Below are 23978 nucleotides of genomic sequence, written 5' to 3'. Positions count from 1 at the left end.
GGTGGGGGCAGGCTGCAGCGGATGAACCCTCCCCCGCACGCGGGCAGGGGGCCGGCCGCGTTTCAGGTCAATGCGCCCCCCTCGAAACGCACCCGCTCAGGTGAGCGGCAGCACCATCAGTTCGGCCGCGATGGGGCGGGCCTTCAGCCGCTCGTACCAGGCGAACAGGTGCGGGAAATCCGGGCGTTCCAGCCCGGTGCCTTCCAGCGGCAGGTTGAACCAGCGGTGGCAGGCGCTGGCGAGCGGAATGTCGGCCATGGTGAAGCGCTCGTCCACGAGGTAGGCGCGCGTCGCCAGCGCTCCGTCGGCCACCGCCAGCGCCTCTTTCAGGTCGCCGAAGGCGCGGGTGATGACGGTCATGTCGCGGGCCTCCGGCGCGGTGCGCACGAGGCCACGGAACACCGGGGAGAGCACGGGCGCCACCGCGCTCAGCTGGAAGTCCATCCAGTGCTCGGCATCGGCGCGCAGGCGGGCATCTTCCGGCATCAGCGTGCCCAGGCCGTGGCGGGCGCAGAGATAGCGCACGATGGCGTTGGATTCCCACAGGACGAAGCCGTCGTCCTCGATCACCGGAACCCGGCCGTAGGGGTTGAGGGCACGGAAGGCGGGCGTGTCCACGAGGCCGAAGGCGCCGCCCGCGTCGATGCGCTCGAACGGCACCGACAGCTCCCGCGCGCACCACACCACCTTTTCCACGTTCACCGAGTTCAGCCGGCCCCAGATCCTCAGCATCCCCGTCTCCCTTTCCCCGAACGGCTCGGGCGTGTCCGTCTCCCAGCCTTCTCACCGCTCCGTGAAGGCGCGGGAAAGGGCGTCGGTGACGGGCCGCACCAGATAGCTCAGGACCGAGCGCTCGCCCACATAGAAGGCGACTTCCGCGTTCATGCCGGGCACCAGGCGCTGCTTGAGGGCGGCGGGAATGTCGGTGTCGGCCACCGCCACCCGGGCCAGGAAGTAGGGCTGGTGGGTGGTCTCGTCCACCAGCCGGTCGCGGGAGACGGATTTCAGCCGGCCCATCACCGTGGGGGTGCTGCGATCATGGAAGGAGGGGAAGCGAACCTCCACCGTGTCGTTCCGCTTCAGCCGGTCGATGTCCTGCACCGGCACCTGGGCATCCACCACCAGCGGCTCGTCGAGGGGCACGATCTCCAGCAGCGTGTCGCCCGCCCGCGCCACGGCGCCCACGGTGTAGACGCGGGCATTGATGTTCTGCACCATGCCGCCGCGCGGGGCGCGGATGTCGATGCGCCCCAGCACGTTGCGCGTCACGCGCACCTTCTCCGACATTTCGGCGAGCTTCTGGCGCACGTCCAGCAATTGCTTGCCGATGTCCTCGGCCCGCTGCTGGCGCAGCTGGGAAATCTGCATGTTGAGCTCGCCGATGGCGCCGCGCACCTTGGCGGTGTCCGCCACGTTGCGTCCCACCAGCCCTTCGAGCCGGGCCTTCTCCCGCTCCAGCCCGGAGACGCGGGACTTGTTCACGAGGCGCTTCTGCTCCAGCTGGCGCACGGCATCGAGCTCGTCGTCGATGAACACCAGCTGCTGCTCGGCGGAAAGCCGTTCCTGGGTGAGGCCCTCGATCTCGTGGCCGGACTGCTCGGCGCGGCTTTCCAGAATGCCGGTCTGGCTCCTGAAGGCGGCGCGGCGGTCGCGGAACTGGGTGAGCTGGTCGGCCATGGCGTCGCGGACCACGGCCAGCCGGGCGTTGGCGAGAAGCTCCTCGGGGAAGGTGATCTGGTCTTTCTCGTCCCGCTCCGCCACCAGCCGCGCCTCCAGCGCCAGGGCCGCGCGCAGCTGGGCGAGGGCGGCGTCGTCGCTGGCCTTGGGCTGGGTCGGGTCGAGGCGGAACAGCACCTGGTCCTTCGCCACCTCCTCGCCTTCCCGGACCAGGATCTCGGCAACGATGCCGCCTTCCAGGTGCTGCACCACCTGGCGCTTGCTTTCCACCGCCACCACGCCGGGGGCGATGACGGCGCTGTCCACCCGCGCCAGCGCCGCCCAGCCGCTGAGGCCGAGGAAGGTGAAGGCGATGACCGTATAGCCCACGCGGGCCATGGCGCCGTAATCGGCCGAGGGCGGCGGCGGCCCTCCGGGCGTGGCGGCGGGCGCCGCCGCATCGTCGGGCGTCGCCGGGGCGGGGCCGGGATTGAACAGGCTCTTAGGGAGCCGCATGGCCGTCCTCCATCGCCGGGGGGTGTCCTTGTGCCGGGCTCGGGGCTGCGCCTGCGGCCGGGCCGCCGTCCGGCGGCGCGCCGGCGCCGCCCTGAACGGTCGTCAGCGGGGGACGGGGGCGGCCGGGCGACTGCGCGGGCGCGACGCCCATCATGCGCTTCACGATCTCCTCGCGCGGGCCGAAGGCCTGGGGCAGGCCGTCCGACAGGGCCAGCACCATGTCGCACTGGTTGAGGGCCGATGGGCGGTGGGTCACGATCACCACCGTGCGCCCGGCGGCCTTGAGCTGCTTGAGCGCTTCGGCGAGGGCAAGCTCGCCGGGCGGGTCGAGGCTGGCATTGGGCTCGTCGAGGACGATCAGGGCCGGCAGGCCGAACACCGCCCGCGCCAGCCCGATGCGCTGGCGCTGCCCGCCCGACAGGGCGACGCCGCCTTCGCCGATCTGGGTGTTGTAGCCCTGGGGCAGGTGCTGGATCAGGTCGTGCACGCCGGCAAGGCGCGCAGCGGCCACCACCTCGCCGTCGCGGACCTCGCCGAAGCGGGCGATGTTCTCGGCGATGGTGCCGGAGAACAGCTCCACGTCCTGCGGCAGGTAGCCGATGGAGCGGCCGAGCTGCGTCTCGTCCCAGTGGCCGAGCTCCGAGCCGTCGAGGCGCACGCAGCCGGACACCGCAGGCCATACCCCCACGATGGCCCGCGCGAGGCTCGACTTGCCGGCCGCAGTGGGGCCGACGATGCCGAGCCCGGTGCCCGCGGGCAGGCGGAAGGAGACGCCGCGCACCACCGGCACGTCGCGGCCGGGCGCGCGCACGAACAGGTTCTCCACGGCGAGCTCGCCGCGCGGGTCCGGCAGGCGCAGCCGGCGTCCGGGATCCGGCGCGGCGGCCAGGAGCTGCTGGATGCGGGCATGGGCCGAGCGCATGTTCACCACCGACTTCCAGTTGCTCACGGCAAGCTCGATGGGCTGGATGCAGCGCCCCACCAGGATCGAGCCGGCGATGATCATGCCGGGGGAGATCTCCTTGTTGATGGCGAGCCAGGCGCCGAGCCCGATCACCACGCTCTGGACCAGCGCGCGGTTGAACTTGGTGAGCGCCACCAGGATGGTGCCCCGGTCGCCGGCCTGGCCCTGCCAGCCCAGCGCCTGCTCGCGCAGGGCGCCCCAGCGCCGGCGCAGCTCGGGCGCCATGCCCATGGCCTGGAGCACCTCGGCGTTGCGCAGGGTGGCGGCGGCGAGGGTGCTGGCATTGATGCTGGCGCGATTGGAGGCGGCGAGGCTGGGCTGGGTGGCGCGGTTGTTCAGCACCGCGAGGATGCCGGAAAAAATCGCGCTGCCCAGCGCCAGGAGGCCGTAATAGGGGTGCAGCAGCGCGGCGCAGATGGCGTAGATGGGCATCCAGGGCAGGTCGCACATGGCGGCAAGGCCGGGGCCGGCGAAGAAGTCACGCACCGTGTCGAGGTCGCGCAGGCTCTGGGTCTGGCCGGAGCTGCGGTCGCGCACGGCGGTGCGCTGGATGGCGTCGAACACCGGCACGTGGACCTTGGCGTCGAAGGCGAAGCCGGCCCGCTCCAGCACGCGGGTGCGCAGCGCCTCCAGCACCGACCACACCACGTAGAGGAAGGCGGTGATCAGGGTAAGGAGCAGCAGGGTCTCGATGCTGCGGCTCGACAGCACGCGGTCGTACACCTGCATCATGTAGATGGAGGCGTTGAGGCCCAGCAGGTTGATGAAGAAGCTGAAGACGATGACGGAGATGAAGGCGGGACGTATGGCCCGCAGGGCGTGATCCAGCGCGGTCGGCTTGTGCGCGGTCGACGACCCCCGGCTTCCGGGCAAAAGGCTCATGAAGGATCCCCGGCGCGGGCGTGGCAGCGGCGCCCGGCGGCGCCGCGAGAGCGGCGCGCCCGCGATGAATTCAGATGGTTCTGGCGGAGAGGCATGGACGCAGGTCCGTCACGGACCCGGCGCCACCACGCGGCACGGAACAGGCCGCCGGCCGGCCCGCGCCGCCCCGAGGCTCGCGAAGTGAGGTCATGACCCTGGCCCCTCCGTTTCGACGGTAGGACGATGCATTGTCACCGTCGCAGATCAAGCCCCAAACGGACGTTGCGCTGGCGCAATTCAAGGCAGAATGACCGCGAATCATGGTTTGTCCGCACAGGCTTACGCTGCGAGGGTCACTTCCGCGCGAATCTCCCTGCCGGGACACCTGGTGGGGTGGGGAAGGCTGGTCTAGTTTCGCAAAACGCCATAGGCCGCGAGGAACACCCGCACCGCCCCGGCGACCGTGCGCTCGATCTCGTCGGGGGTCGGCTGCTGGCCGGTGCCGAACATCAGTCCCTTCACCAGATTGCCCTGGCACAGGTTGAAGAACTGGAAGGCGGCCATCTCGCAGTCATCCACCTTGAGGTGGCCGAGCTCGGCCTGGCGGGCGATGAGGTCGGCGAGGCGCCGGCCGCCGTGGCAGGGGCCGGCATCGAAGAAGGTGCGGCCCACCGCCGGGAACTTCTCGGCGGCGCCGATGACCATACGCACGAGCCGGATGTGATCGGGCTCCACCATCATGGTCATGAACGACATGCCGATGCGCTTCAGCAGGCTTTCCACGTCGGCGTCGTCCGGATCGAACTCGAACAGGCGCTCGGCGGACTTGCGGCGGTCGGTTTCCACCAGCGCCTGGAACAGCTCTTCCTTGCTGGCGAAATAGACATAGATGGTGGCCTTGGAGACCGCGCTGGCGCGGGCGATCTCGTCCATGCTGGCGCCGTCGAAGCCCCGGTCGAAGAACACGCGGCGGGCGCCGTCGATGATGTCGCGGCGCTTCCTGACCTCGGGCTCGGCGGGTTCGGGCGCAACGCTCGCCTCAGGCGCCGCGACCTTTCTGGGATGCCTCATCTTCACCCTTCCTGACACACGTCCTGCATAGGAGCGGCGGGACGCGCTGTCAAAATGTTTGACTGAACAGTTTAGTTTAATATACTCCCTCCAGATGCTGGACTGAACCGTTCAGTCAAAAAAATTCGCGCCATGCGGAGAACGACCGTGACACAGGCGAACAGGATCGAGACGGCTGCGGCGGATGCGGCCTCCCCACTGCCCGAATCCCCGCTGGCCGAATCTCCCGCGCCGACCGTCGGCGTGACCGTGCTGAAGCGGCCGGGAGGAGCGCCCAGGGAGGCGCCCCGCGCCGAAGCCGCACCGCCGGCGGCGGACGGCGGGGTCGCTCCGAAGAAGCGCTCGGTGAAGCCCTTCGTTTTCGGCGCGCTCGTCGCCGCGCTGCTCGCGGGCGGCGGCACCTACGGCGTCCACTGGTGGCAGGTGGGCCGCTTCGAGGTGTCCACCGACGATGCCTATGTGGGCGCCGACACCTCTCTCCTCGCCGCCAAGGTGGGCGGCTACGTGAAGAGCGTGGAGGTCGTCGCCAACCAGTGGGTGAAGGCCGGCGACGTGATCGCGCGCATTGACGACGGCGACTACGCCCTCGCCCTGCGTGCCGCGCAGGACAAGATCGCCACGCAGGAGGCGGCCCTCTCGCGCTTCGACGAGCAGGAGAAGGCGGCCGAGGCCACCGTGGCGCAGGTCCGGGCGCAGCTTGCCGCCAATCAGACGGACCTCCAGCGCACGCAGCTGGAGTTCGACCGGCAGAGCAAGCTTGCCAGCTCCAATTTCGCCAGCCAGTCGGTGCTCGACAATGCCCGAGCCGACCGCGACAAGGCCCAGGCGAGCGTCGCTGCCGGCCGGGCCTCCGTGGCCTCCTCCGAGGCCGCGGTGGCGGTGCTGAAGGCGCAGCGCATCGAGGCCGCCCGCGTGCTCGACGAGTATCGCACTGCCCGCGACCAGGCGCAGCGCGACCTCGGCTTCACCGTGGTGCGCGCGCCCATCGACGGCGTGGTGGGCAACCGCGCGGTCCAGGTGGGCCAATTGGTGCAGCCCGGCACGCGCCTTGCCGCCATCGTGCCGCTCGCCGGCGTCTATGTGGACGCCAACTTCAAGGAGACCCAGCTCGGCCGCCTGCACCAGGGCCAGAAGGTGCGCGTGTTCGTGGATGCCTATCCCGACCGCGACTTCTCCGGCACGGTCATGAGCGTGTCCCCGGCCTCGGGCTCGGTGTTCAGCCTTTTGCCGCCGGAGAACGCCACCGGCAATTTCACCAAGATCGTGCAGCGCATCCCGGTGCGCATCGGCTTTGACGCCGGGGCGCTCGAGGGCCACGGCCTGCGGCCGGGCATGTCGGTGACCGCCGTCGTCGATACCCGCGCCGACGCCTCCTGAGCGTCGGCCGTCCGGGCACGAGGAGCCGAGCCATGTCCACCGCCATCACCCACGCCTCCTCCGGCGCTCCTGCGGCGCCCGGCGTCGAAGGACGGCGCATGGTCGCCTTCCTGTGCATGGTGTTCGGCATGTTCATGGCGATCCTGGACATCCAGATCGTCTCGGCATCCCTCGCGGAGATCCAGGCCGGGCTCGCCGCCTCCTCGGACGAGATCTCCTGGGTGCAGACCAGCTACCTCATTGCCGAGGTGGTGATGATCCCGCTCTCGGGCTTCCTGTCGCGGGCGCTGTCCACCCGCTGGCTGTTCGCGGCCTCGGCGGCGGGGTTCACGCTCATGAGCTTCATGTGCGCGACGGCCACCTCCATCGAGCAGATGATCGCCTATCGCGCGCTCCAGGGCTTCCTCGGCGGCGGCATGATCCCCACCGTGTTCGCCGCGGCCTATTCGGTGTTCCCGAAGGAGAAGCAGCCCATCGTGGCACCCATGATCGGCCTCGTGGCGACGCTGGCGCCCACCATCGGGCCCACCGTGGGCGGCTATCTCACCGACCTCTTCTCCTGGCACTGGCTGTTCCTCGTCAACGTGGTGCCGGGCATCTTGGTGGTGCTCGCGTCGGTGACGCTGATCGACTTCGACGAGCCGGACTTCGCCCTCCTCGACCGCTTCGACTGGTGGGGTCTCCTGTTCATGGCGGGCTTCCTCGGCAGCCTCGAATTCGTGCTGGAGGAGGGCCCCACCAACGACTGGTTCGAGGACGAGTACATCCTCGCCTTCGCTATCGTCTGCGCGGTCTCGGCGGTGGCGTTCTTCGCCCGCGTCCTCAAGGCGAGGGAGCCGGTGGTGGATATCCGCGCCTTCGTGAACCGCAATTTCGCCATCGGCTCGGCCTTCAGCTTCGTGCTGGGCATCGGGCTCTACGGGCTCACCTATCTCTACCCGGTCTATCTCGGCCGGGTGCGGGGCTATTCGGCGCTCCAGATCGGCGAGACCATGTTCGTCACCGGCATCTTCATGTTCATCACCGCCCCCATCGCCGGCCGGCTGATGACGCGGCTCGATCCGAGGATCATGATCGGCGCCGCCTTCGCCGGCTTCGCGCTGGGCACATGGTGGATCACCTTCATCACCAAGGACTGGGATTTCTGGGAGCTGCTGATCCCGCAGATGCTGCGCGGCACCTCGCTGATGATGGCCATGATCCCCATCAACAATCTGTCGCTGGGGACGCTGCCGCCGGCGCAGTTGAAGAACGCGTCGGGCCTGTTCAACCTCACCCGGAACCTGGGCGGGGCGGTGGGCCTCGCCCTCATCAACACTGTGCTCAACACCCGCTGGGACCTGCACCTCGCGCGCCTGCACGAGAGCGTGGAATGGGGCAGCGCGGTGGCGCTGGAGCGGCTCGACGGCCTCGCCGCGGCCTTCGCCGGGCTCGGCTCGCAGGCCTCCGACGCGGCGCTGAAGCAGATGGCGCTGCTGGTGCGGCGCGAGGCGCTGGTGATGTCCTTCGCCGACGTCTTCTACCTGCTCACCTTCCTGTTCCTTGCCCTCGTCGCCGCCGCCCCCCTCATGCGCCGCCCCAAGCCAGGCGGGACCGGGGGCGGTGGGCATTGAGGGCGGCTCCCCCGTCACCCGAAGATGTCGGCGGTGATGGCGGCGTACCAGCCCATGTTCTCGCCCTGGGTCGCCCGGCGCAGCTCGGGCGGCTCGCCGGTCTTGGAGATGAAGCCCTCCACCTCGCGGATCTTCCCGTCGGCGGGGGCGTAGCGGCCGCCCACCTTCACCGCGTCGTCGGGGGCGATGAGGCTCCAGCAGGTGTTGGCGTAGCGGGCCGGGAAGGCGCGCGCGCCGATCAGATCGGCACGGGCCTTCATGGCCGCGACCTTGGCCTGGCTGTTGGCCGCGAAGGCGGATTTGGGCATGTCGCCGGGAATGGCGGCATCGCCGATGACGAAGATGGCCGCCTCCATGCGCGAGGCCATGCTGTCGGGATCAATGGGGCACCAGCCGGATGCGTCCGCAAGCTCCGCCTGCCGGGCGATGGCCCCGGCCATCTGGGCCGGGATGACGTTGACGAGGGCGGCGTCGCGATAGGTCTCGAAGCCGGTGACCACGGTGGAGGTCTTCGGGTCCACGGATTTCAGGCCGTCCGAGATGTCCGGTGCCATCCACTCGACCATGCCGGAATAGTGTTTCTCCCACCCCTCCTGGAACAGGCCCTGCTTGGAGAATTTCTGCTTGGGATCGATGACGATGATCTTCGCCCGCCCCCGTCCCGTGGTCTTGAGCACATGCGCCATCATGGAGACGCGCTCATAGGGGCCGGGCGGGCAGCGATAGGGGTTGGGCGGGGCGATCATGACGATCAGGCCGCCATCCGGCACCTGATCGAGCTTCGCCTTCAAGAGCTTCGTCTGCGGCCCCGCCTTCCAGGCGTGGGGCATGATGTCCTCGGCCTCCTTGCTCCAGCCGGGGACCGAGCCGTAGTTCAGGTCGATGCCGGGGGAGAGGATGAGCCGGTCGTAGGGCAGGCGGCCACCGCTCGCGAGCACCACCTCGCGCCGGTCGCGGTCGATGGCGGACGCCGCCTCGTGGACGAGGCGCACGCCGTCCTTCGCCAGCCCCTCATAGCCGTGCAGGAGGCTGTCGAAGCTGCGGAAGCCGCCCAGGAAGAGGTTGGAATGGAAGCAGGTGACATAGGTGCGGTTCGGCTCCACGAGGGTTACCTCGATGGCGCCGGCGGAATCCTTCGCCACGTAGCGCGCGGCGGTGGCGCCGCCCGCGCCGCCGCCCACCACCACGAGGCGGGGCTTGCCCTGCCCGAGGACGGCGGGTGCGCCGAGCGGCAGGACCGCAAGGCCTGCGGCGGCGAGAAAATGCCTGCGGGAAACGGTCATGGTTTCCTCCTTCGTGTGTCGGTTCATCCGATCTTGATGTAGGCAAAACCCTTGTTCTGAAGCGCGCCCACGGTGGCGACCCCGGAGGGCACGAAGGCGATGTAGGGGGCCTGGCGCACTCTGGCCCTGTCGAGCTTCAGCCGCTCGAAGGTGATGGAGCACAGATAGATCCTGAGCCCGTTTTTCGCGACCGCCTCCACCTTCTCGAAGATGGCGGGCACCATCACCTCGTCGCGCCATGTGGTGCCGTCGAGGGTCTCGAGGAAGAACTTCACCCCCGGCCCGTGCGCCACGATGGCAAGCTGCAGCGCGAACGGGTCCGCACCGTAGGCCGAATAATGGTTGGAGATGTTGGTGAGCATCTGCACGAAGCGCGGCGGATCGCCGAAGTCGCAGTGATAGAGGCAGGCATTGTCCGCCTCCTTGGCGATGTCCTTGAGCTCGAGGCTCTGGGCAGCGCGGGCCGCCACCGGCACCGTGCCGGCCAGCGCCATGGTGCCGAGGAAGGCCCGGCGATCGAAATTCGGCATGTGGTCCTCCCGTTGGGGGCGCGCGGAGCGGGCTAGAGCACGCGCCGATCTGCTTGCATCGCAAGCTGATCGGAGAACGCGTTCTCTTTCTTGCATTTAGAGGGCGATTCCCCGAGCAAATTGATCCAATTTGCTCGGATCGCGCTCTAGCCGACCCGCGTGCCCGTCCTGCGTTCTCCGGACGCCGTTGCGCGTCTCGTTTCCTTTGCCGCGCCGCGTTATCGCGGCGCGGGTTCCAGCTCCGCGAAATAGGCGGCGAGGGCGGCGATCTCCTCGTCGGAAAGGGCCGCCGCCAGCGCGCGCATCACCGCGTGCTCGCGCTGCTTGCGCCGGTAGGAGTCCATCACGGCGATGAACTGCTCCGGCGGCCAGCCGGCAATGACCGGGATGCCGCCCGCACCCTGGCCCGACGGCTGGTGGCAGGTGACGCACGGCCCGGCGAGATAGGCGCCGAATTCCCGGTCGCCGGCGGCGAGGGCCGGCGTGGCGGCGACGAGCGCGCCGGCCGCCATGAGGCGGGCCCGCACCGTCATCCGCTGCGCCGGCCGGAACATCATATGCCTGCACTCCTCGGGAGCGGGTCGCTCATGGGGGGCCCCTCTCACTCCAGATTGCCCTTGGGCGCGTCGCCCTCCGGGGTCACGTTGAGGATCTGGGCGCGGGCGGTGACGTGCACCTCGCCCGAGCAGTCCGTCATGCACGGCTCCTTCTTCCAGAACGCCTTTTCCGTGGTCTCGCGGTCGTCCTCGTAGAAGTTGGCCTGGTTGGGCAGCGCCACCTTGGGGAAATTCTCCTTCGACAGGACGTAGTCTTCCGGCACCAGATCGTTGAGGTTCAGGAGATAGGCCACGATGGCATAGGTCTGGTCCGGCGTCAGCGACTGGCTGTTGCCGAAGGGCATGGCGCGGTGGACATAGTCGAACACCGTGGAGGCATAGGGCCAGAACGAGCCGATGGTCTTCTCCGGCCGGTCCGATTTCAGCGTGCCCTGTCCGCCCGCCAGCACCGGCCAGCGGCCGGCGCCCTCGCCGAACTCGCCGTGGCAGACGGCGCAGCTGTGCAGGAACAGCGTTTCGCCCTCCTTCACCGATCCCTTGCCCTCCGGCAGGCCCTCGCCGTCCGGCCGCACGTCGATGTTCCAGGCGGCGATCTCCTCCGGCAGGGCCGGACGGCCCAGCGCGATGGCCTTCGCGGCCGGCGCCGGCGGGGCGCCGGCGGGGACATTGGCCGCCTGCTGCGGCTTGCCCTTCTCCATGCTCGCCTTCTCCACCTCCGGCTTTTCTTGCGCCCCGGCCCTGGCGGGCGCGCCCTTCACCTCGGGCGCGGCGCCGGCGGGGACGGCGAGAAGGAGCGCGGACGCGACCAGCAGCGCCTCAGCCGACTTCCACATTTTCCGTCTCCCCGTTGGAGCGCACCAGCCATGTCTGGATGCCATTGTTGTGATAGATGGAATTGGTGCCGCGCACGGCGCGCAGCTCGGTCTTGGTAGGCTGTACATAGCCGGTGTCGTCCATGGCGCGGGACTGCACCATCAGCTCTTGCCCGGCCCAGTCGAAGTCCAGGTAGAAGCGCGTCATGGCCATGGGATAGGCCGGCCCCTCGATGCGCGCGGTGGTCCAGTTGCGCCCGCCGTCCAGCGACACGTCCACCCGCCTGATGGTGCCGCGCCCGGACCAGGCGATGCCGGTGAGCACGTTCGGCCCCTTCTGGCGCAGGGGGGCCTGCGGGCTCGGGCTCGTCACCACGGATTTCGCGTCCATGATGAAGGTGAAGCGGCGGGAGCGGCCATCGGCGAGGAGGTCGGTGTATTTCGAGGTTTCCTCGCGCTGCTGCCACGGCTGGTCGCCCACCTTGATGCGGCGCAGCCACTTGATCCACATGTTGCCTTCCCAGCCGGGCACCACGAGGCGCACCGGATAGCCCTGCTCGGGCCGCAGCGCCTCCCCGTTCATGGCGAAGGCGACGAGGCAGTCGTCCAGCGCCTTCTCGATGGGGATGGAGCGCGTCATCGCCGCGGCGTCGGCGCCCTCGGCCAGCACCCATTTGCCCTTGGGCTTCACCCCGGCTATGTCGAGGAACGCGCGCAGCGGCACGCCGGTATAGAACACGTTGTGGATCATGCCATGGGTGAACTGGCAGCCGTTGAGCTGCGCGCCGCGCCACTCCATGCCCGAATTGGCCGCGCATTCCAGGAAGTAGGCGCGGTTCACCCGGCCCGGCATGCGCTTGATGTCTTCCAGGGTGAAGACCAGTTCCTTTTCCACCATGCCATGGATCATGAAACGGTACTTGTCCGGGTCGATCTCCGCCTCGCCGCCGTGATGGCGCACGAAGCACAGGCCGTTGGGGGTGATGACCCCGTCGAGGGCGTAGAGCGGGGTGAAGCTCACCGAGCTTTCCGAGCTGGCGGTGAGCCAGGTCACCTCGCGCCGCACCACGTCCTTCTCGAATTTCGAGGGCTTGCCGTAGGGGTTGACGTTGACGCCTGGGCCCAGGGTCTTCGTCCAGTCCGGCACCGGCACGATGTTGGGGTCCGGGCCGGCTGCGGCTGCGGGGCCGGCGCCCAGGACACCGGCGCCGGCCGCGGCCGCTCCGGCCCCCAGTCCCGCCACGGACAGGAAGCGGCGCCGCGAGAGCGGCGGGGCGGTGCCGGTCCCGGCGGGGCGGCCGGTGTGGGGGAGAGTGTTATCGGACATGGCGTCCTCCCTGATATTCTTTTATTCGTAAGTTTGAATATTTATGACGAAACGCGGTGCCGGAGGATGGGGTTTGGCGTGCCGGTGAGATGAGGGCGGAGGGAACGATTGCACCCGTTGTCCCTTCTTCACCGCCGTCCGATTCTCACCCTCGTTCGTTCTTCACGACCATTTGTCCCTCAACTCCGTCATGCCCGGCCTTGTGCCGGGCATCCACGCCAAGCCGCATGTTCAACCTCCGAAAGGTGTTCCCAGCTGCGGGGCGTGGATGGCCGGGATGAGCCCGGCCATGACGGTTGGAAATGGACCACGAACAGTGCCATCTCATCCCACCCCTCACGCTCCCGTCACCTTCACCGAGGCATTGGGCGTGATCTTCACGGTCTTCGCGCCGGCCACGTAGCGCTCCACCACTTCCCAGATGGGCGGGCCTTCCACGTTCTGGGCGACGGAGGCCCAGCCGGCGACCGTATAGGTCTTGTCCGCCTCCAGCGGCTTGCCGGTCTTCAGGAAGGTGAGGTCGGAGATGCGCTGGCCGACGCCCTTCGACACGTCGATGGCGTAGCCGACGCCGCCCACCCGCACCATGTCGCCGCCGCCCTGGAAATAGGGGTCGGGATGGAAGATGTTATCGGCCACATCCTCCAATATGTCCTTCAGCTGCTTGCCGGTCATGGTGTTGCGGTAGCAGGCCGGATAGGTGATGGCGGTGGCGTTGGAGATGGTTTCGAAGGTGATGGGATCGCCCGGCAGCAGCGTGCCGCCCCAGCGAAAGCCGGGAGAGAGGGCGATTTCCGCATCACGCTCCTTCAACAGCGCGTCGCAGATCATGTCGTCGAAGGTGCCGTTGAAGTTGCCGCGCCGGTAGAGCAGGCTTTCCGCCCGGCCCACCTCGCGGGCAAGGTCCTTGGCATAGGGGGCGCGGATGTCCGCCACCAGCTTCGCCATCTCCGGGTCGGGCGCGATCACGTCCGAGAACACCGGGATCAGCTGGAACCTGTAGCCGGTGACCTTCTTGTCCTGAACGTCGAGGTCGAGGCGGGACAGGAACTTGCCATGGGAGCCGGTGGCGATCAGCAGGGTTCTGCCCACCTCGGTGGCGGCGGGCAGGGCATCGTGGGTGTGGGCGGTGAGGATCACGTCGATGCCCTTCACCCGGGAGGCCATCTTGCGGTCCACGTCGAAGCCGTTGTGGGAGAGCAGAACCACCACGTCTGCCCCGCCGGCACGGGCGGCATCCACCTGTTTCTGCATCTCCTCCTCGCGGATGCCGAACTCCCAGTCCGGGATCATCCAGCGCGGATTGGAGATGGGGGTGCGCGGGAAGGCCTGGCCGATGACGGCGATCTTCGCGCCGCCCTTCTCGAAGGTTTTCACCGCGTCGAACACCGGCTCCTGCCATTCCACCGAGCGGATGTTCTGGGCGAGGAAGGCGAAGGGGGCCTTCTCCTTGATGGCCATGACCCGCTCGGCGCCGTAGGTGAACTCCCAGTGCCCCACCATGGCGTCGAGCCCGAGGGCGGCGAACACGCGCACCATGTCCTCGCCCTTGGTCTGGAGCGACGACCACGAGCCCTGAAGCCCGTCGCCGCCGTCGAGCAGCAGCACCTTGTCCGCCCCCCGCTCGGCGCGGATGGCCTTGATGAGGGTGGCGATGCGGTCCGCCCCGCCCATGCGGCCATAGCTGCGGGCGAGCGCGGTGAAGTCCTCCGAGGTCAGCGCATAGGCGTCGCGCGTGCCGGGCTTGATGTTGAAGTAGTTGAGGAAGGCGATATCGGTGAGGTGCGGCGGCACGCCCCGCGCGTCGCCCACGCCCAGATTGATCGACGGTTCACGGAAGTAGAGCGGATTGAGCTGGGCGTGGATATCGGTGATGTGCAGAATGGTGAAGGTGCCGATCCTGCCGAACTTCAAGAGGTCGTTCTGGGTCAGCTGACCGCCGATCGCCTGCGCCAGCCCCGTTCCTGAAGCGGCGAGGAGGCCGGCGAGCGCCGTCCCGGCAGACAGAAAATCGCGCCTTGAGATCATGGTGATCGCGCTTTCCAAAAGTCATGGAGATGGCGCTTGCCGGATCACCGCGTGATCCGGCAGCATAACACTCCAGAAGGCCAGATAAGTGGCGAACGATTTGCTTCAGGTCCGGATCCGGTCAGGTCGCGGTGCGATCTGGTCGGCGCGCCGGCTCGGGCGTCAGGCGACGGTGAGCTTGGCGGTGGACTTCTGTTCGGCACCGGCGTCGTCCTTCCAGGAGAAGGTGAACTCGCCGCTCTCCCTGGCCTTGTAGAAGAAGGACTGGAAGGGATTGGCCGAGATCGAGGGAAACCATTCGGCCTTGAAGAAGGGCTTGCCGTTGAACGACGCCTCGAAGGTATTGATGATGTCGCGCGGCACGGTCTTGCCGGCGGCGTCCTTGCGCTGGCCGCTTTCCATCTCGTGGGAAATCAGGGTCTTGATCTCGATGATCTCGCCGGCTTTCGCCTGGGCGGGGACGCGCACGCGGGGCGCGGACTTGATGGCCATGGGTTTCCTCCCGATATTTCAGGCGGGGCGATGATCGCCCGCGATTATTATGATTCGTCTTGCGTTCTACTCAGCCGCCGCAGCCGCCGATGGTGACCTTCACCTGCGCCCTGGTGGAAAAGAGCGCGCCGGAGGACATTTCCGCCACCGCGATCACATTTTGCGTCTGCGCCAGCCGCATCCGGGTCGATGCCGACGCCTTCCCGCTCTCCGGGGTGAAGTGATAGGTGACCACCTGGGGAAGCGGATTACCATCGGCGAAGACATGGACGGACTTGACGAAATCGGCGTCCGTCATGGGGCTGTCCACGTCGATGTTGATGGGCACGACGAGGCCGTTCTCGGCGATCTCGGGCACGTCGAGCTTGACCTTGCCTTCGTCCATCGCCTTGCTGCCAAAGAGTTTTTTCATCTCCTCCGCCACCTGGGCCTCGGTGGCGAGGCTCATGCGCGGCGCCAGCACCGCGGCAAGGGCGGCGACCCCCGCCAGCTGAAGCGCCCGGCGGCGGGTGGCAAAAAGGGGAGCATCCACGTGAAGGGTCATCCGTTTCCTCCTGGGCGGCCCGGAATGGCAGGCCTCAAGTCATTATTTTTGCTTGATGATCTGAGGGAGGCGCGCCGCGCCATCGCCGATCAATTTCACATATTGTGATATCGTTTTTTTTGAATGTAAAGTATCCTCTACCCGATCATCGCTTCCGCCTGTCGTCGGCGGGGCGGGGATCGGATGCCGTGTCGCTTCAAGGGCTTCATCAGAAGGCCCGGCGCTCCGGCCCGCCAAGACCGGGAGGATATATGCGACCCAAAGTCCCGTTTCTCACATGCCTGTGCGCCCTCGCGCTCCTTCTCGCCCCGACCCTCAAGGCCGGCGCGCAGGAGGATGCGAGCGAGAAGGAAATCGAGCGCTACCGCGCCATGATCAATGATCCCATGGCCAATCCCGGCTACCTCGCGGTGGACCGGGGCGAGGCCCTGTGGGCGGAAAAAAGGGGAGCGAAAAACGTTTCGCTGGAAAGCTGCGACCTGGGCCAGGGCGCCGGCAAGCTGGAGGGCGCTTATGCCGCCCTGCCGCGTTATTTCGCCGACGCCGGCAAGGTCATGGACCTGGAACAGCGCCTTCTGTGGTGCATGGACAAGATCCAGGGCCTCGACATCAAGCCCATCATGGCCAAGCCGTTTTCCGGGCCGGGCCGCGGCTCGGACATGGAGGACCTCGTCGCCTTCATCGCCAACAAGTCCAACGGCATGAAGATCGCCGTGCCGCTCGATCATCCCAAGGAAAAGGAGGCTTACGCCATCGGCGAGGCGCTGTTCTTCCGCCGTTCCGCCATCAACGACTTCTCCTGCTCCACCTGCCATGCGGACGCCGGCAAGCGCATCCGCCTGCAAGGCCTGCCGCAGCTCGACAAGCCCGGCAAGGATGCGCAGCTGACCATGGGCTCCTGGCCCACCTACCGCGTGTCCCAGAGCGCGCTCAGGACCATGCAGCACCGCCTGTGGGACTGCTACCGCCAGATGCGCATGCCGGCGCCGGACTACGCCTCGGAGGTGGTCACGGCGCTCACCGTCTTCCTGAACGCGCAGGCGGCGGGCGGCGAGCTCAACGTTCCGTCCATCAAGCGCTGAGGGGAGAGGCATCATGAAGAGGATTCTCATCGCCGCCGCGCTCGTTCTGCCCGGCATGGCCCATGCCCAGCAGATCCCGCCGGCCTCGCCCGCCGTGGTGGACCGGGTGGTGACGGAAAGCTTCACCAAGCTGCCCGAAGGCTGGGCGCAACGGCTCGTCCCCGACGAGACCATGCAGCTGTGCTCGGTGACGCGGAACCAGCCCTCGGCCAAGGAGGCGGACGCCATCATGGCGCGGGAGGCGAAGACCGTGAAGCTGCCGGAGGGCAGCGTCATCGGCAACTGGAAGGAGGGCGAGAAGGTCGCGCAGAACGGGCGCGGCGGCCAGTTCTCCGATCCGCCGGGCACGGTGAGCGGTGGCAATTGCTATGCCTGCCACCAGATGGACCCGCGCGAGGTGAGCTATGGCACCCTCGGCCCGAGCCTCGCCAATTACGGCGCGGATCGCAAGTTCGCGCCGGCCGATGCGAAGGTCGCCTACGCCAAGGTGTATAATCCACAGGCCGCCTTCGCCTGTTCGCCCATGCCGCGCTTCGGGCACAACGGCGTGCTCAGCGAGCAGCAGATGAAGGACGTGGTGGCCTATCTGTTCGATCCCGATTCACCGGTGAACAAGCCGGTGAAATAGCGTGGCATTGCCGGTTCCCGCCGGGGGCCCCGCGTCATGCGGGGCCTTTTTTCAGGTGCGGTCCTGGCGGGCGAGGAAGGCATCGAATGTGCCGTCTTTGTACGCGCCCTCGGCCACATAGCGGAACATGGCGGCGAACTCCTTCTGCGGCAGCAGGCCGGGCATGCGGGCCACCTCCCTCGCCACTCCGCCGTCCAGGGCGAAGAACTGGAAGGTGGGCGTGGCGCGGATGCGCTCGCGCTGTCCCAACGCCTTCTCGCTGAGGCGGGCGCCGTCGAAGGCCGTCACGTCCCGCGCGCCGAACAGGTCGAGATGGACGATGTCGAACGCCGCGCGGATCGGGTCCGCGAGGGCGGGGTCGGCGAAATAGACGGTGTGCAGTTCCCTGCAATAGATGCAGCCGCGCTGGCTCCATTGCAGGGCGAAATGGCGCCCCTTCGAGGTGGCGGCGGCAAGGTCCTCGGAGAGGTCGAGGAAGCTATCCACGTACCAGTCCTGCGTATAGAGGCCGTCATCCCCGAGCCGCGCGGCGGCGTTCACCGCGGCTGTCGTCGCGAGGGCGCCGGCAAGGCCGGCAGCTCCGCGCAGGAGGCCGCGGCGGGTGATCCGGGATGCATCGGACATCAAGGGTCCTCCAGATTTGCGTCAGCCGATGGTGCCGAGGGCCGGCACCCGATCCAGGAGCCATTGGGCGACCTCGGGCATGAAGCCGGTCATGAAGGCGAGGCCGGTGAGGATGAGGAACGCGCCGGCCACCTTCTCGATGAGCCCGAGCCGTCGCCGCGCCGAGGCGGCCCAGGCGAGGAAGGGGCCGGTGAAGGCCGCCGCGAGCAGGAAGGGGATGCCGATGCCGGCGGAGTAGACGGCGAGCAGCGCCACGCCCTTGCCCACCGAGGCCTCTGCACCTGCCACTATGAGGATGGCGGCGAGCACCGGCCCGACGCAGGGCGACCAGCCGAAGCCGAAGGCGAGGCCGATGAGATAGGGGCCGACAATGCCCGCCGGCGTGGCGGCGGCGTCGATCTTCGCCTGGCGGTAGAGCAGGGGAATGCGGACCAGCCCGGTCATGTGCAGGCCGAACAGCACCAGCAGGGCGCCGGAGACCAGGGTCAGCACCTCCACATGGCGGATCAGCATCTGCCCGAGGGTGGAGGCGGTGGCGCCGAGGAGGATGAAGACGGTGGAGAAGCCGAGCACGAACAGCCCCGCCGCCACGATCACCCGCCAGCGCGGCTGGGGCTGTCCTTCGCCGGCTGCCACCGTCCCGGTGAGAAAGCCGAGATAGGCCGGCACCAGCGGCAGCACGCAGGGCGAGGCGAACGACAGCACCCCGGCCAGGAAGGCGCCGGGCAACCCGATATCCAGCGACATGGCCCTCCCTTTCCGCGTGCGTTCAACCGACGCGGTTTCCGGACTTGCCCATTATATATGCGAATGCGATAATATGATAAGTGAAATCGCGCTTCTGGAGCGTGGAAAATGCCTCATGCCCTGCCGGTCCTCGTCCTGGGCTTTCTCGCCGTTGTGCTCGGTGCGACCGGGCCTGCGCGGGCGAGCGAGCTCGTGATGTTCGAGCGCCGGGGATGCGCCTACTGCCTCAAGTTCGATCGGGATGTGGCGCCCATCTACCAGAAGACCGAGGAAGGCCGCCGTGCGCCGCTCCGCCGCGTGGACCTGTCCGACGGGGTGCCGGCGGATGTCGCGCTTGCGCAGCCGGTGCGCTTCACGCCCACCTTCGTGCTCGTGGATGAAGGACGCGAGATCGGGCGCATTACAGGTTATGCTTCGGATGAAGCTTTCTGGGGTCTGCTCGGTGCGCTGACGGAACCGGGCGCGCCCAGCCGGCAGTGAGGCCGGGGGTGCTCCTGCTTGCGCTTCGAGCGGGATTCGACCGGATCGAATCCCGCTCACGCCGTCGATTGTGAGAGGTTTGAGACCATGCCGCCCATCGTGTCCACGCGGATCGAGGACGAACTGCGCGAAGGCCCGGAGATTTCGCCTGAGCTCGACCAGCTCATGCGCAACGCGCGCAAGGCGAGTGATTTCCTGAAAGCCCTCTCCCACGAGAACCGGCTGTTGCTGCTGTGCCTGCTGGCCGAGCGCGAACGGTCGGTGACCGAGCTGGAGAACATCCTGTCCCTGCGCCAGCCCACGGTTTCCCAGCAATTGGCGCGGCTGCGGCTCGACGATCTCGTGACCACGCGACGCGACGGCAAGACCATCTATTACAGCCTCGCCAATGACGACGTGAGACGGGTCATCTCGGTCATCTACGACATGTATTGCGGGTCGGCACGCGCCGGCGAAAAGTAAGACGAAAACAGCGCCGGGCCGGCGACGGGACGACACAAGTCCTGCGCCTGCCATCTACGGGAGGAGGCGGCGCATGGATATTTCGAGCCCCTGGTGGGCCGCGCTCGCGGGCCTCCTGGTGGGAGGCATCGCGGGATTCTGCGTGTTTCGCGCCCGGCTGTGCACCTTCGGCGCCCTCGAGGACGCTATGGTGGGCCGGGACTGGCGGCGCATGAAGGTGTTCGCCCTCGCCCTCGGCCTCGCCCTCGCCGGGACGCAGGCGCTGGCCCTCGCCGGCATCCTTTCGCCCGAGCGCACCAATTACGTGCCCGCGGCGCTGCCGTGGCTCGGCATCCTGCTGGGCGGGCTGCTGTTCGGCCTCGGCATGGCGCTGGTGGGCACCTGCGCCTTCGGCTCGCTGGTGCGCCTCGGTTCAGGGGACCTGCGCAGCCTCGTGGTGCTGATCGTGTTCGGCGCGGCGGCCTATGCCACCCTGCGCGGTGTCCTCTCCGGTTTTCGGGTGGATGGGCTCGAACGCGTGGCCCTCGCCCTTCCCGCCGGCATGCAGGCGGACCTTCCCTCGCTCATCGGGCGGGTTGCGGGGCATGACCTGCGCGGCTGGATGGGCGCGCTGGCGGGGCTCGCCCTGATCGTGCCTGCCTGCGCCGACCGCCGCCTGTGGCGTGCCCCCCGGCTGATGACGGCGGGCGTCGTTCTGGGCCTCGGCGTGGTGGCGGGATGGCTGGCGACGACGCTTCTGGTCGATGAGTTCGCCCACCCCACGGCGCCCCAAAGCCTCACCTTCGTCTCGCCGGTGGCGCGGACCCTGTTCGGCCTGCTGTTCGACCAGGCGAGCCTTGCCGAGTTCGGCGCCGGCAGCGTCTTCGGCGTGGCGCTGGGCGCGTTCGCCGCCTCCCAGCGGAACGATGCGTTCCGCTGGGAGGCGTTCGACGATCCGCGCGAGATGAAGCGCCATCTCCTCGGCGCGGTGCTGATGGGGGTGGGGGGCATCCTGTGCGGCGGCTGCACCATCGGGCAGGGGCTGACGGCGGGGTCGCTTTTGGCCTTGTCATGGCCGCTGGCCATTGCCGGCATGGTGCTGGGGGCGCGGCTCGGCATCGCATTGCTGATGGAGGGGTCGTTCATCCACGCGGTGCGCGGCATGATCGAGGCGCACGGGCGCTGGCGGGCGGGGCCCTGACACGGATGTCCTTCAAATCGCGCGGGACATGAAAGCCGACTGAAAGCTTGGGTGGATTAGGAAGGTCTACGGCCACCTGTCGCCAACGGGTGCCGCAAGACCAATAGAATGCCGCAAGGCATCGTCATCCGAGGAAACGCGCGCGCAATGCGCCCTTCAGGGAAGGCCGGTCCATGTTCCATGTCTCTCCGTTCCGCCGCGCGGGACGCAGCCTGCGCGTCGTCGCCGGGTCGTTCATCGTCGCCGCGGGCCTCATGTCCGCGAGCGCAGCGTCGGCGGAAAAGCTCACCATCATCGTCGGCGGCATGGAGAAGCAGATCTACCTGCCGGCCGTGCTCACCCGCGAGCTCGGCTACTTCAAGGACGAGGGGCTCGATGTTGAGCTGATCAACACCCGCGCCGGCGTCGAGGCGGAGAACGAGCTGCTCGCCGGTGCCGTGCAGGGCGTGGTGGGCTTCTACGACCACACTATCGACCTCCAGGCCAAGGGCAAGTTCATCAAGTCCGTGGTGCAGTTCAGCCAGGCTCCGGGCGAAGTGCAGATGGTCTCGGCGAAATTCGCGGACAAGATCAAGTCGCCCGCCGACTTCAAGGGCCACACGCTGGGCGTGACCGGCCTCGGCTCCTCCACGGATTTCCTCACCCGCTATCTCGCCGCACGGGCGGGCCTCAAGCCCGGTGACTTCTCCCTGCTGCCGGTGGGCGCCGGAAATACCTTCATCGCGGCCATGAAGCAGGACCAGATCCAGTCCGGCATGACCACGGAGCCCACCATCGGGCAATTGGTGAAGACCGGCGTCGCCAGGATCCTGGTGGACATGCGCACCCCCGAGAAGACCCTGGCGGCGCTGGGCGGCCCCTATCCGGCGGCGTCCTTCTATGTGCAGTCGTCGTGGCTCGACAGCCATCCCGAGGACGCGCAGAAGCTCGCCAACGCCTTCGTGAAGACCATGCGGTTCATCGCCAGCCACTCGGCCGCCGAGATCGCCGACAAGATGCCCAAGGACTATTATGTCGGCGACAAGGACCTCTACATCCAGGGCCTCGCCGAGGGCAAAGCCCAGTTCACGCCGGATGGTCGCATGCCGGCGGATGGCCCGGAGACCGTGCTGAAGGTGCTCTCGGCTTTCTCCAAGAACGTCCAGGGCAAGCAGATCGACCTGTCGAAGACCTATACCACGCTCTTCGTGGACAACGCCGCCAAGACGCTTGGTAACTGACGCTCGGCAACTGAGCCTTCGCATTTGACTGCGGGCGCCTGACTTTCGCCGCCCGCCGTCCCGAACCACGACCCAACATCCGCAAGACCAAGGTCGCCGCGCGCGTGATGCCGGCGACGGGAGGAAACGCATGTCTCTTCAAGCCGTGGCGGACGTGTGTCCGCCGATCAGGACCGCCGCCGCGCCGGCGCCGGCCATCGAGCTCGACAACGTCACCCGCCGGTTCCTCACCCCGGACGGCAAGTCCATGACCGCCCTGCGCGACTTCACCATGACGGTGGATCGCGGCGAGTTCGCCTGCGTGGTGGGCCCGACCGGCTGCGGCAAGTCCACCACCCTCAACCTCGTCACCGGCCTCGCCAAGCCGAGCGCCGGCGAGGTGCGGGTGATGGGCGGTCCGGTGAACGGCATCCACAAGGATGTGGGCTTCGTGTTCCAGGCCGATGCGCTGTTTCCCTGGCGCAGCGTGCTCGACAACGTGGCCGCCGGCCCGCTCTATCGCGGCCTGCCGCGGAAGGCGGCCTACGCGAAGGCGCGGGACTGGATCGCCCGCGTCGGCCTTTCCCGCTTCGAGAACCATTACCCGCACCAGCTCTCCGGCGGCATGAGGAAGCGCGTGGCCCTGGCCCAGACCTTCATCAACGAGCCGAAGATCCTGCTCATGGACGAGCCCTTCTCGGCCCTCGACGTGCAGACCCGCACCAACATGCAGGACGAGCTCTTGGACCTGTGGTCCGGCTCCGGCGCCTCGGTGGTGTTCGTCACCCACGACCTGGAGGAGGCGGTGGCGCTGGCCGACAAGGTCTATGTGCTCACCGCCGGCCCCGCCACGGTCAAAAGCGTCTACCACATCGACCTGCCGCGCCCGCGGGTGATGGAGGAGATCCGCTACGACACCGCCTTCGTCGAGAAGTGCCGCATCATCTGGAACGACCTGCGCGAGGAAGTGCAGATCGGCCAGCAGCGCACCCTCGAAACCGGCCACTGACAAAACTGGGAGGACCTACAATGACCATGCAGGCAGAAGCTCCGTCCGCCCCGTTCCAGGCGGCCCCGCGCGCGATCCCCACCGAAGCCGAGATCGAGGCCAAGGCCCGCGCGCGCCTGAAAGCCCGGCGCACCCTCGTCATCACCCTGCGCATCGCCATCCTGGCGGGCGTGCTGGGCATCTGGGAGCTGGGAGCGCAGACCGGCTTCATTGATCCCTTCTTCTTCGCCAGCCCCTCGGGCATCGCCGAGCAGATCTGGGTGTGGATGACCGAGGGCACCTCGCAAGGCTCGCTCTGGGTGCAGATCCTCGTCACGCTGGAGGAGACCGTTCTCGGCTTCTTCATCGGCGCCGTGGGCGGCGTCGTCTGCGGCATCGTTCTCGGCCGCAACAAGCTGCTGGCGGATGTGTTCTCCATCTACATCAAGATTGCGAACTCCATCCCCCGCGTGGTGCTGGGCTCCATCTTCATCATCGCGCTCGGCCTCGGCATGGCGTCGAAGGTGGCGCTTGCGGTGGTGATGGTGTTCTTCGTGGTGTTCGCCAACGCCTTCCAGGGCGTGCGCGAGGCCGACCGCGCCATGATCGCCAATGCCCAGATCCTCGGCGCCTCGCCGTTCCAGATCACCACCTCGGTCATCATCCCCTCGGCCATGAGCTGGATCCTCGCCTCCCTGCACGTCTCCTTCGGCTTCGCGCTGGTGGGTGCGGTGGTGGGCGAGTTCCTGGGGGCGAAGCAGGGCGTGGGCCTGCTCATCGCCACGGCGCAGGGCGCGTTCAACGCCAATGGCGTGTTCGCGGCCATGATCATCCTCGCCGTGCTGGCGCTGGTGATGGAATTCCTCATCACCCTGGTGGAGAACCGGCTCGTGAAGTGGCGGCCCGTGCCCTACAGCGAGCAGAACTGAGGGCAGGAGCCAGCCATCCCGGTACGCG

Annotated in this window: 24 protein-coding genes; 10 read left to right on the top strand and 14 right to left on the bottom strand. The window is 67.9% G+C overall.

The window, feature by feature from the left end:
* Positions 1-96: 96 nt before the first annotated feature.
* The 4 genes from K9U40_RS01890 to K9U40_RS01875 form a co-directional block, all read right to left on the bottom strand.
* Positions 97-732, bottom strand: coding sequence for a glutathione S-transferase family protein (locus K9U40_RS01890; RefSeq protein ID WP_282888564.1), 636 nt, complete (start codon positions 730-732; stop codon positions 97-99).
* 51 nt (positions 733-783) lie between these two features.
* Complete coding sequence (locus K9U40_RS01885) at positions 784-2172, bottom strand: HlyD family type I secretion periplasmic adaptor subunit (protein ID WP_282888563.1); 1389 nt, start codon at positions 2170-2172, stop codon at positions 784-786.
* Positions 2159-4018 carry a type I secretion system permease/ATPase gene (locus K9U40_RS01880; RefSeq protein ID WP_282888562.1) on the bottom strand — a complete coding sequence of 620 codons (1860 nt, stop codon included), beginning with the start codon at positions 4016-4018 and terminating at the stop codon, positions 2159-2161. Before K9U40_RS01880 ends, K9U40_RS01885 begins: the two co-directional genes overlap by 14 nt.
* A 387-nt stretch (positions 4019-4405) precedes the next feature.
* The gene (locus K9U40_RS01875) at positions 4406-5068 is read right to left on the bottom strand and encodes a TetR/AcrR family transcriptional regulator (protein WP_282888561.1); all 663 of its coding nucleotides are present in this window, start codon (positions 5066-5068) and stop codon (positions 4406-4408) included.
* Between the two features lie 147 nt (positions 5069-5215).
* On the opposite strand from K9U40_RS01875, the gene K9U40_RS01870 reads away from it, so the two are divergent.
* Both K9U40_RS01870 and K9U40_RS01865 read left to right on the top strand, forming a co-directional pair.
* The gene (locus tag K9U40_RS01870) at positions 5216-6445 is read left to right on the top strand and encodes an HlyD family secretion protein (protein WP_282888560.1); all 1230 of its coding nucleotides are present in this window, start codon (positions 5216-5218) and stop codon (positions 6443-6445) included.
* Positions 6446-6477: 32 nt separating this feature from the next.
* Positions 6478-8058, top strand: a complete 1581-nt coding sequence (locus K9U40_RS01865; RefSeq protein ID WP_282888559.1) for a DHA2 family efflux MFS transporter permease subunit — start codon at positions 6478-6480, stop codon at positions 8056-8058.
* A gap of 14 nt (positions 8059-8072) precedes the next feature.
* Here the strand turns inward: K9U40_RS01865 and K9U40_RS01860 are convergent, their stop codons facing one another.
* The 8 genes from K9U40_RS01860 to soxY form a co-directional block, all read right to left on the bottom strand.
* Positions 8073-9341 carry an NAD(P)/FAD-dependent oxidoreductase gene (locus tag K9U40_RS01860; protein ID WP_282888558.1) on the bottom strand — a complete coding sequence of 423 codons (1269 nt, stop codon included), beginning with the start codon at positions 9339-9341 and terminating at the stop codon, positions 8073-8075.
* A gap of 23 nt (positions 9342-9364) precedes the next feature.
* The gene (locus tag K9U40_RS01855) at positions 9365-9871 is read right to left on the bottom strand and encodes a DsrE family protein (protein ID WP_282888557.1); all 507 of its coding nucleotides are present in this window, start codon (positions 9869-9871) and stop codon (positions 9365-9367) included.
* 218 nt (positions 9872-10089) lie between these two features.
* Positions 10090-10428, bottom strand: coding sequence for a c-type cytochrome (locus K9U40_RS01850; RefSeq protein WP_282888556.1), 339 nt, complete (start codon positions 10426-10428; stop codon positions 10090-10092).
* Positions 10429-10472: 44 nt separating this feature from the next.
* Complete coding sequence (locus K9U40_RS01845; RefSeq protein WP_282888555.1) at positions 10473-11261, bottom strand: c-type cytochrome; 789 nt, start codon at positions 11259-11261, stop codon at positions 10473-10475.
* On the bottom strand, positions 11245-12567 hold the full coding sequence (gene soxC, locus K9U40_RS01840) for a sulfite dehydrogenase (RefSeq protein ID WP_282888554.1): 1323 nt from the start codon (positions 12565-12567) through the stop codon (positions 11245-11247). Before soxC ends, K9U40_RS01845 begins: the two co-directional genes overlap by 17 nt.
* Positions 12568-12903: 336 nt before the next feature.
* A complete protein-coding gene (gene soxB, locus K9U40_RS01835; RefSeq protein WP_282888553.1) occupies positions 12904-14595 on the bottom strand; it encodes a thiosulfohydrolase SoxB in 1692 nt (563 codons plus the stop codon).
* Positions 14596-14757: 162 nt separating this feature from the next.
* Positions 14758-15087 carry a thiosulfate oxidation carrier complex protein SoxZ gene (soxZ, locus tag K9U40_RS01830; protein WP_282888552.1) on the bottom strand — a complete coding sequence of 110 codons (330 nt, stop codon included), beginning with the start codon at positions 15085-15087 and terminating at the stop codon, positions 14758-14760.
* A gap of 70 nt (positions 15088-15157) precedes the next feature.
* Positions 15158-15631, bottom strand: a complete 474-nt coding sequence (gene soxY / locus K9U40_RS01825; RefSeq protein WP_282888551.1) for a thiosulfate oxidation carrier protein SoxY — start codon at positions 15629-15631, stop codon at positions 15158-15160.
* A 251-nt stretch (positions 15632-15882) separates the two neighbouring features.
* Between soxY and soxA the strand changes: the two genes are divergently transcribed.
* Entirely contained in the window at positions 15883-16713 is an 831-nt protein-coding gene (gene soxA, locus K9U40_RS01820; protein ID WP_282888550.1) for a sulfur oxidation c-type cytochrome SoxA, read from the top strand.
* A 13-nt stretch (positions 16714-16726) separates the two neighbouring features.
* On the top strand, positions 16727-17341 hold the full coding sequence (gene soxX, locus K9U40_RS01815) for a sulfur oxidation c-type cytochrome SoxX (protein WP_282888549.1): 615 nt from the start codon (positions 16727-16729) through the stop codon (positions 17339-17341).
* Positions 17342-17392: 51 nt separating this feature from the next.
* Here soxX and K9U40_RS01810 read toward each other — a convergent pair whose 3' ends face one another.
* Together K9U40_RS01810 and K9U40_RS01805 are read right to left on the bottom strand one after the other, a co-directional pair.
* Positions 17393-17965 (bottom strand): SoxW family protein, encoded by a 573-nt coding sequence (locus K9U40_RS01810; protein WP_282888548.1) that lies wholly within the window; start codon positions 17963-17965, stop codon positions 17393-17395.
* Positions 17966-17986: 21 nt separating this feature from the next.
* Positions 17987-18712: a cytochrome c biogenesis CcdA family protein gene (locus K9U40_RS01805; RefSeq protein WP_282888547.1), complete on the bottom strand. Its 726-nt coding sequence runs from the start codon at positions 18710-18712 to the stop codon at positions 17987-17989.
* Positions 18713-18820: 108 nt separating this feature from the next.
* On the opposite strand from K9U40_RS01805, the gene K9U40_RS01800 reads away from it, so the two are divergent.
* From K9U40_RS01800 to K9U40_RS01775, 6 genes are all read left to right on the top strand, one after another.
* Complete coding sequence (locus tag K9U40_RS01800) at positions 18821-19192, top strand: thioredoxin family protein (protein WP_282888546.1); 372 nt, start codon at positions 18821-18823, stop codon at positions 19190-19192.
* Positions 19193-19279: 87 nt separating this feature from the next.
* Complete coding sequence (locus K9U40_RS01795) at positions 19280-19654, top strand: ArsR/SmtB family transcription factor (RefSeq protein ID WP_282888545.1); 375 nt, start codon at positions 19280-19282, stop codon at positions 19652-19654.
* Between the two features lie 73 nt (positions 19655-19727).
* Positions 19728-20834: a YeeE/YedE family protein gene (locus tag K9U40_RS01790; RefSeq protein WP_282888544.1), complete on the top strand. Its 1107-nt coding sequence runs from the start codon at positions 19728-19730 to the stop codon at positions 20832-20834.
* A gap of 254 nt (positions 20835-21088) precedes the next feature.
* Positions 21089-22054 (top strand): ABC transporter substrate-binding protein, encoded by a 966-nt coding sequence (locus tag K9U40_RS01785; RefSeq protein WP_282888568.1) that lies wholly within the window; start codon positions 21089-21091, stop codon positions 22052-22054.
* 130 nt (positions 22055-22184) lie between these two features.
* Positions 22185-23042 (top strand): ABC transporter ATP-binding protein, encoded by an 858-nt coding sequence (locus K9U40_RS01780; RefSeq protein WP_282888543.1) that lies wholly within the window; start codon positions 22185-22187, stop codon positions 23040-23042.
* Between the two features lie 20 nt (positions 23043-23062).
* Entirely contained in the window at positions 23063-23950 is an 888-nt protein-coding gene (locus K9U40_RS01775) for an ABC transporter permease (protein ID WP_414114986.1), read from the top strand.
* Positions 23951-23978: the final 28 nt, after the last annotated feature.

Origin of the sequence: Xanthobacter autotrophicus (assembly GCF_030015065.1) — a bacterium.
GTDB classification, from domain to species: Bacteria; Pseudomonadota; Alphaproteobacteria; order Rhizobiales; family Xanthobacteraceae; genus Xanthobacter; species Xanthobacter autotrophicus_D.
The sequence above is the reverse complement of the archived record's forward strand: the minus strand, read 5'-3'. Positions and strand labels throughout refer to the sequence as shown.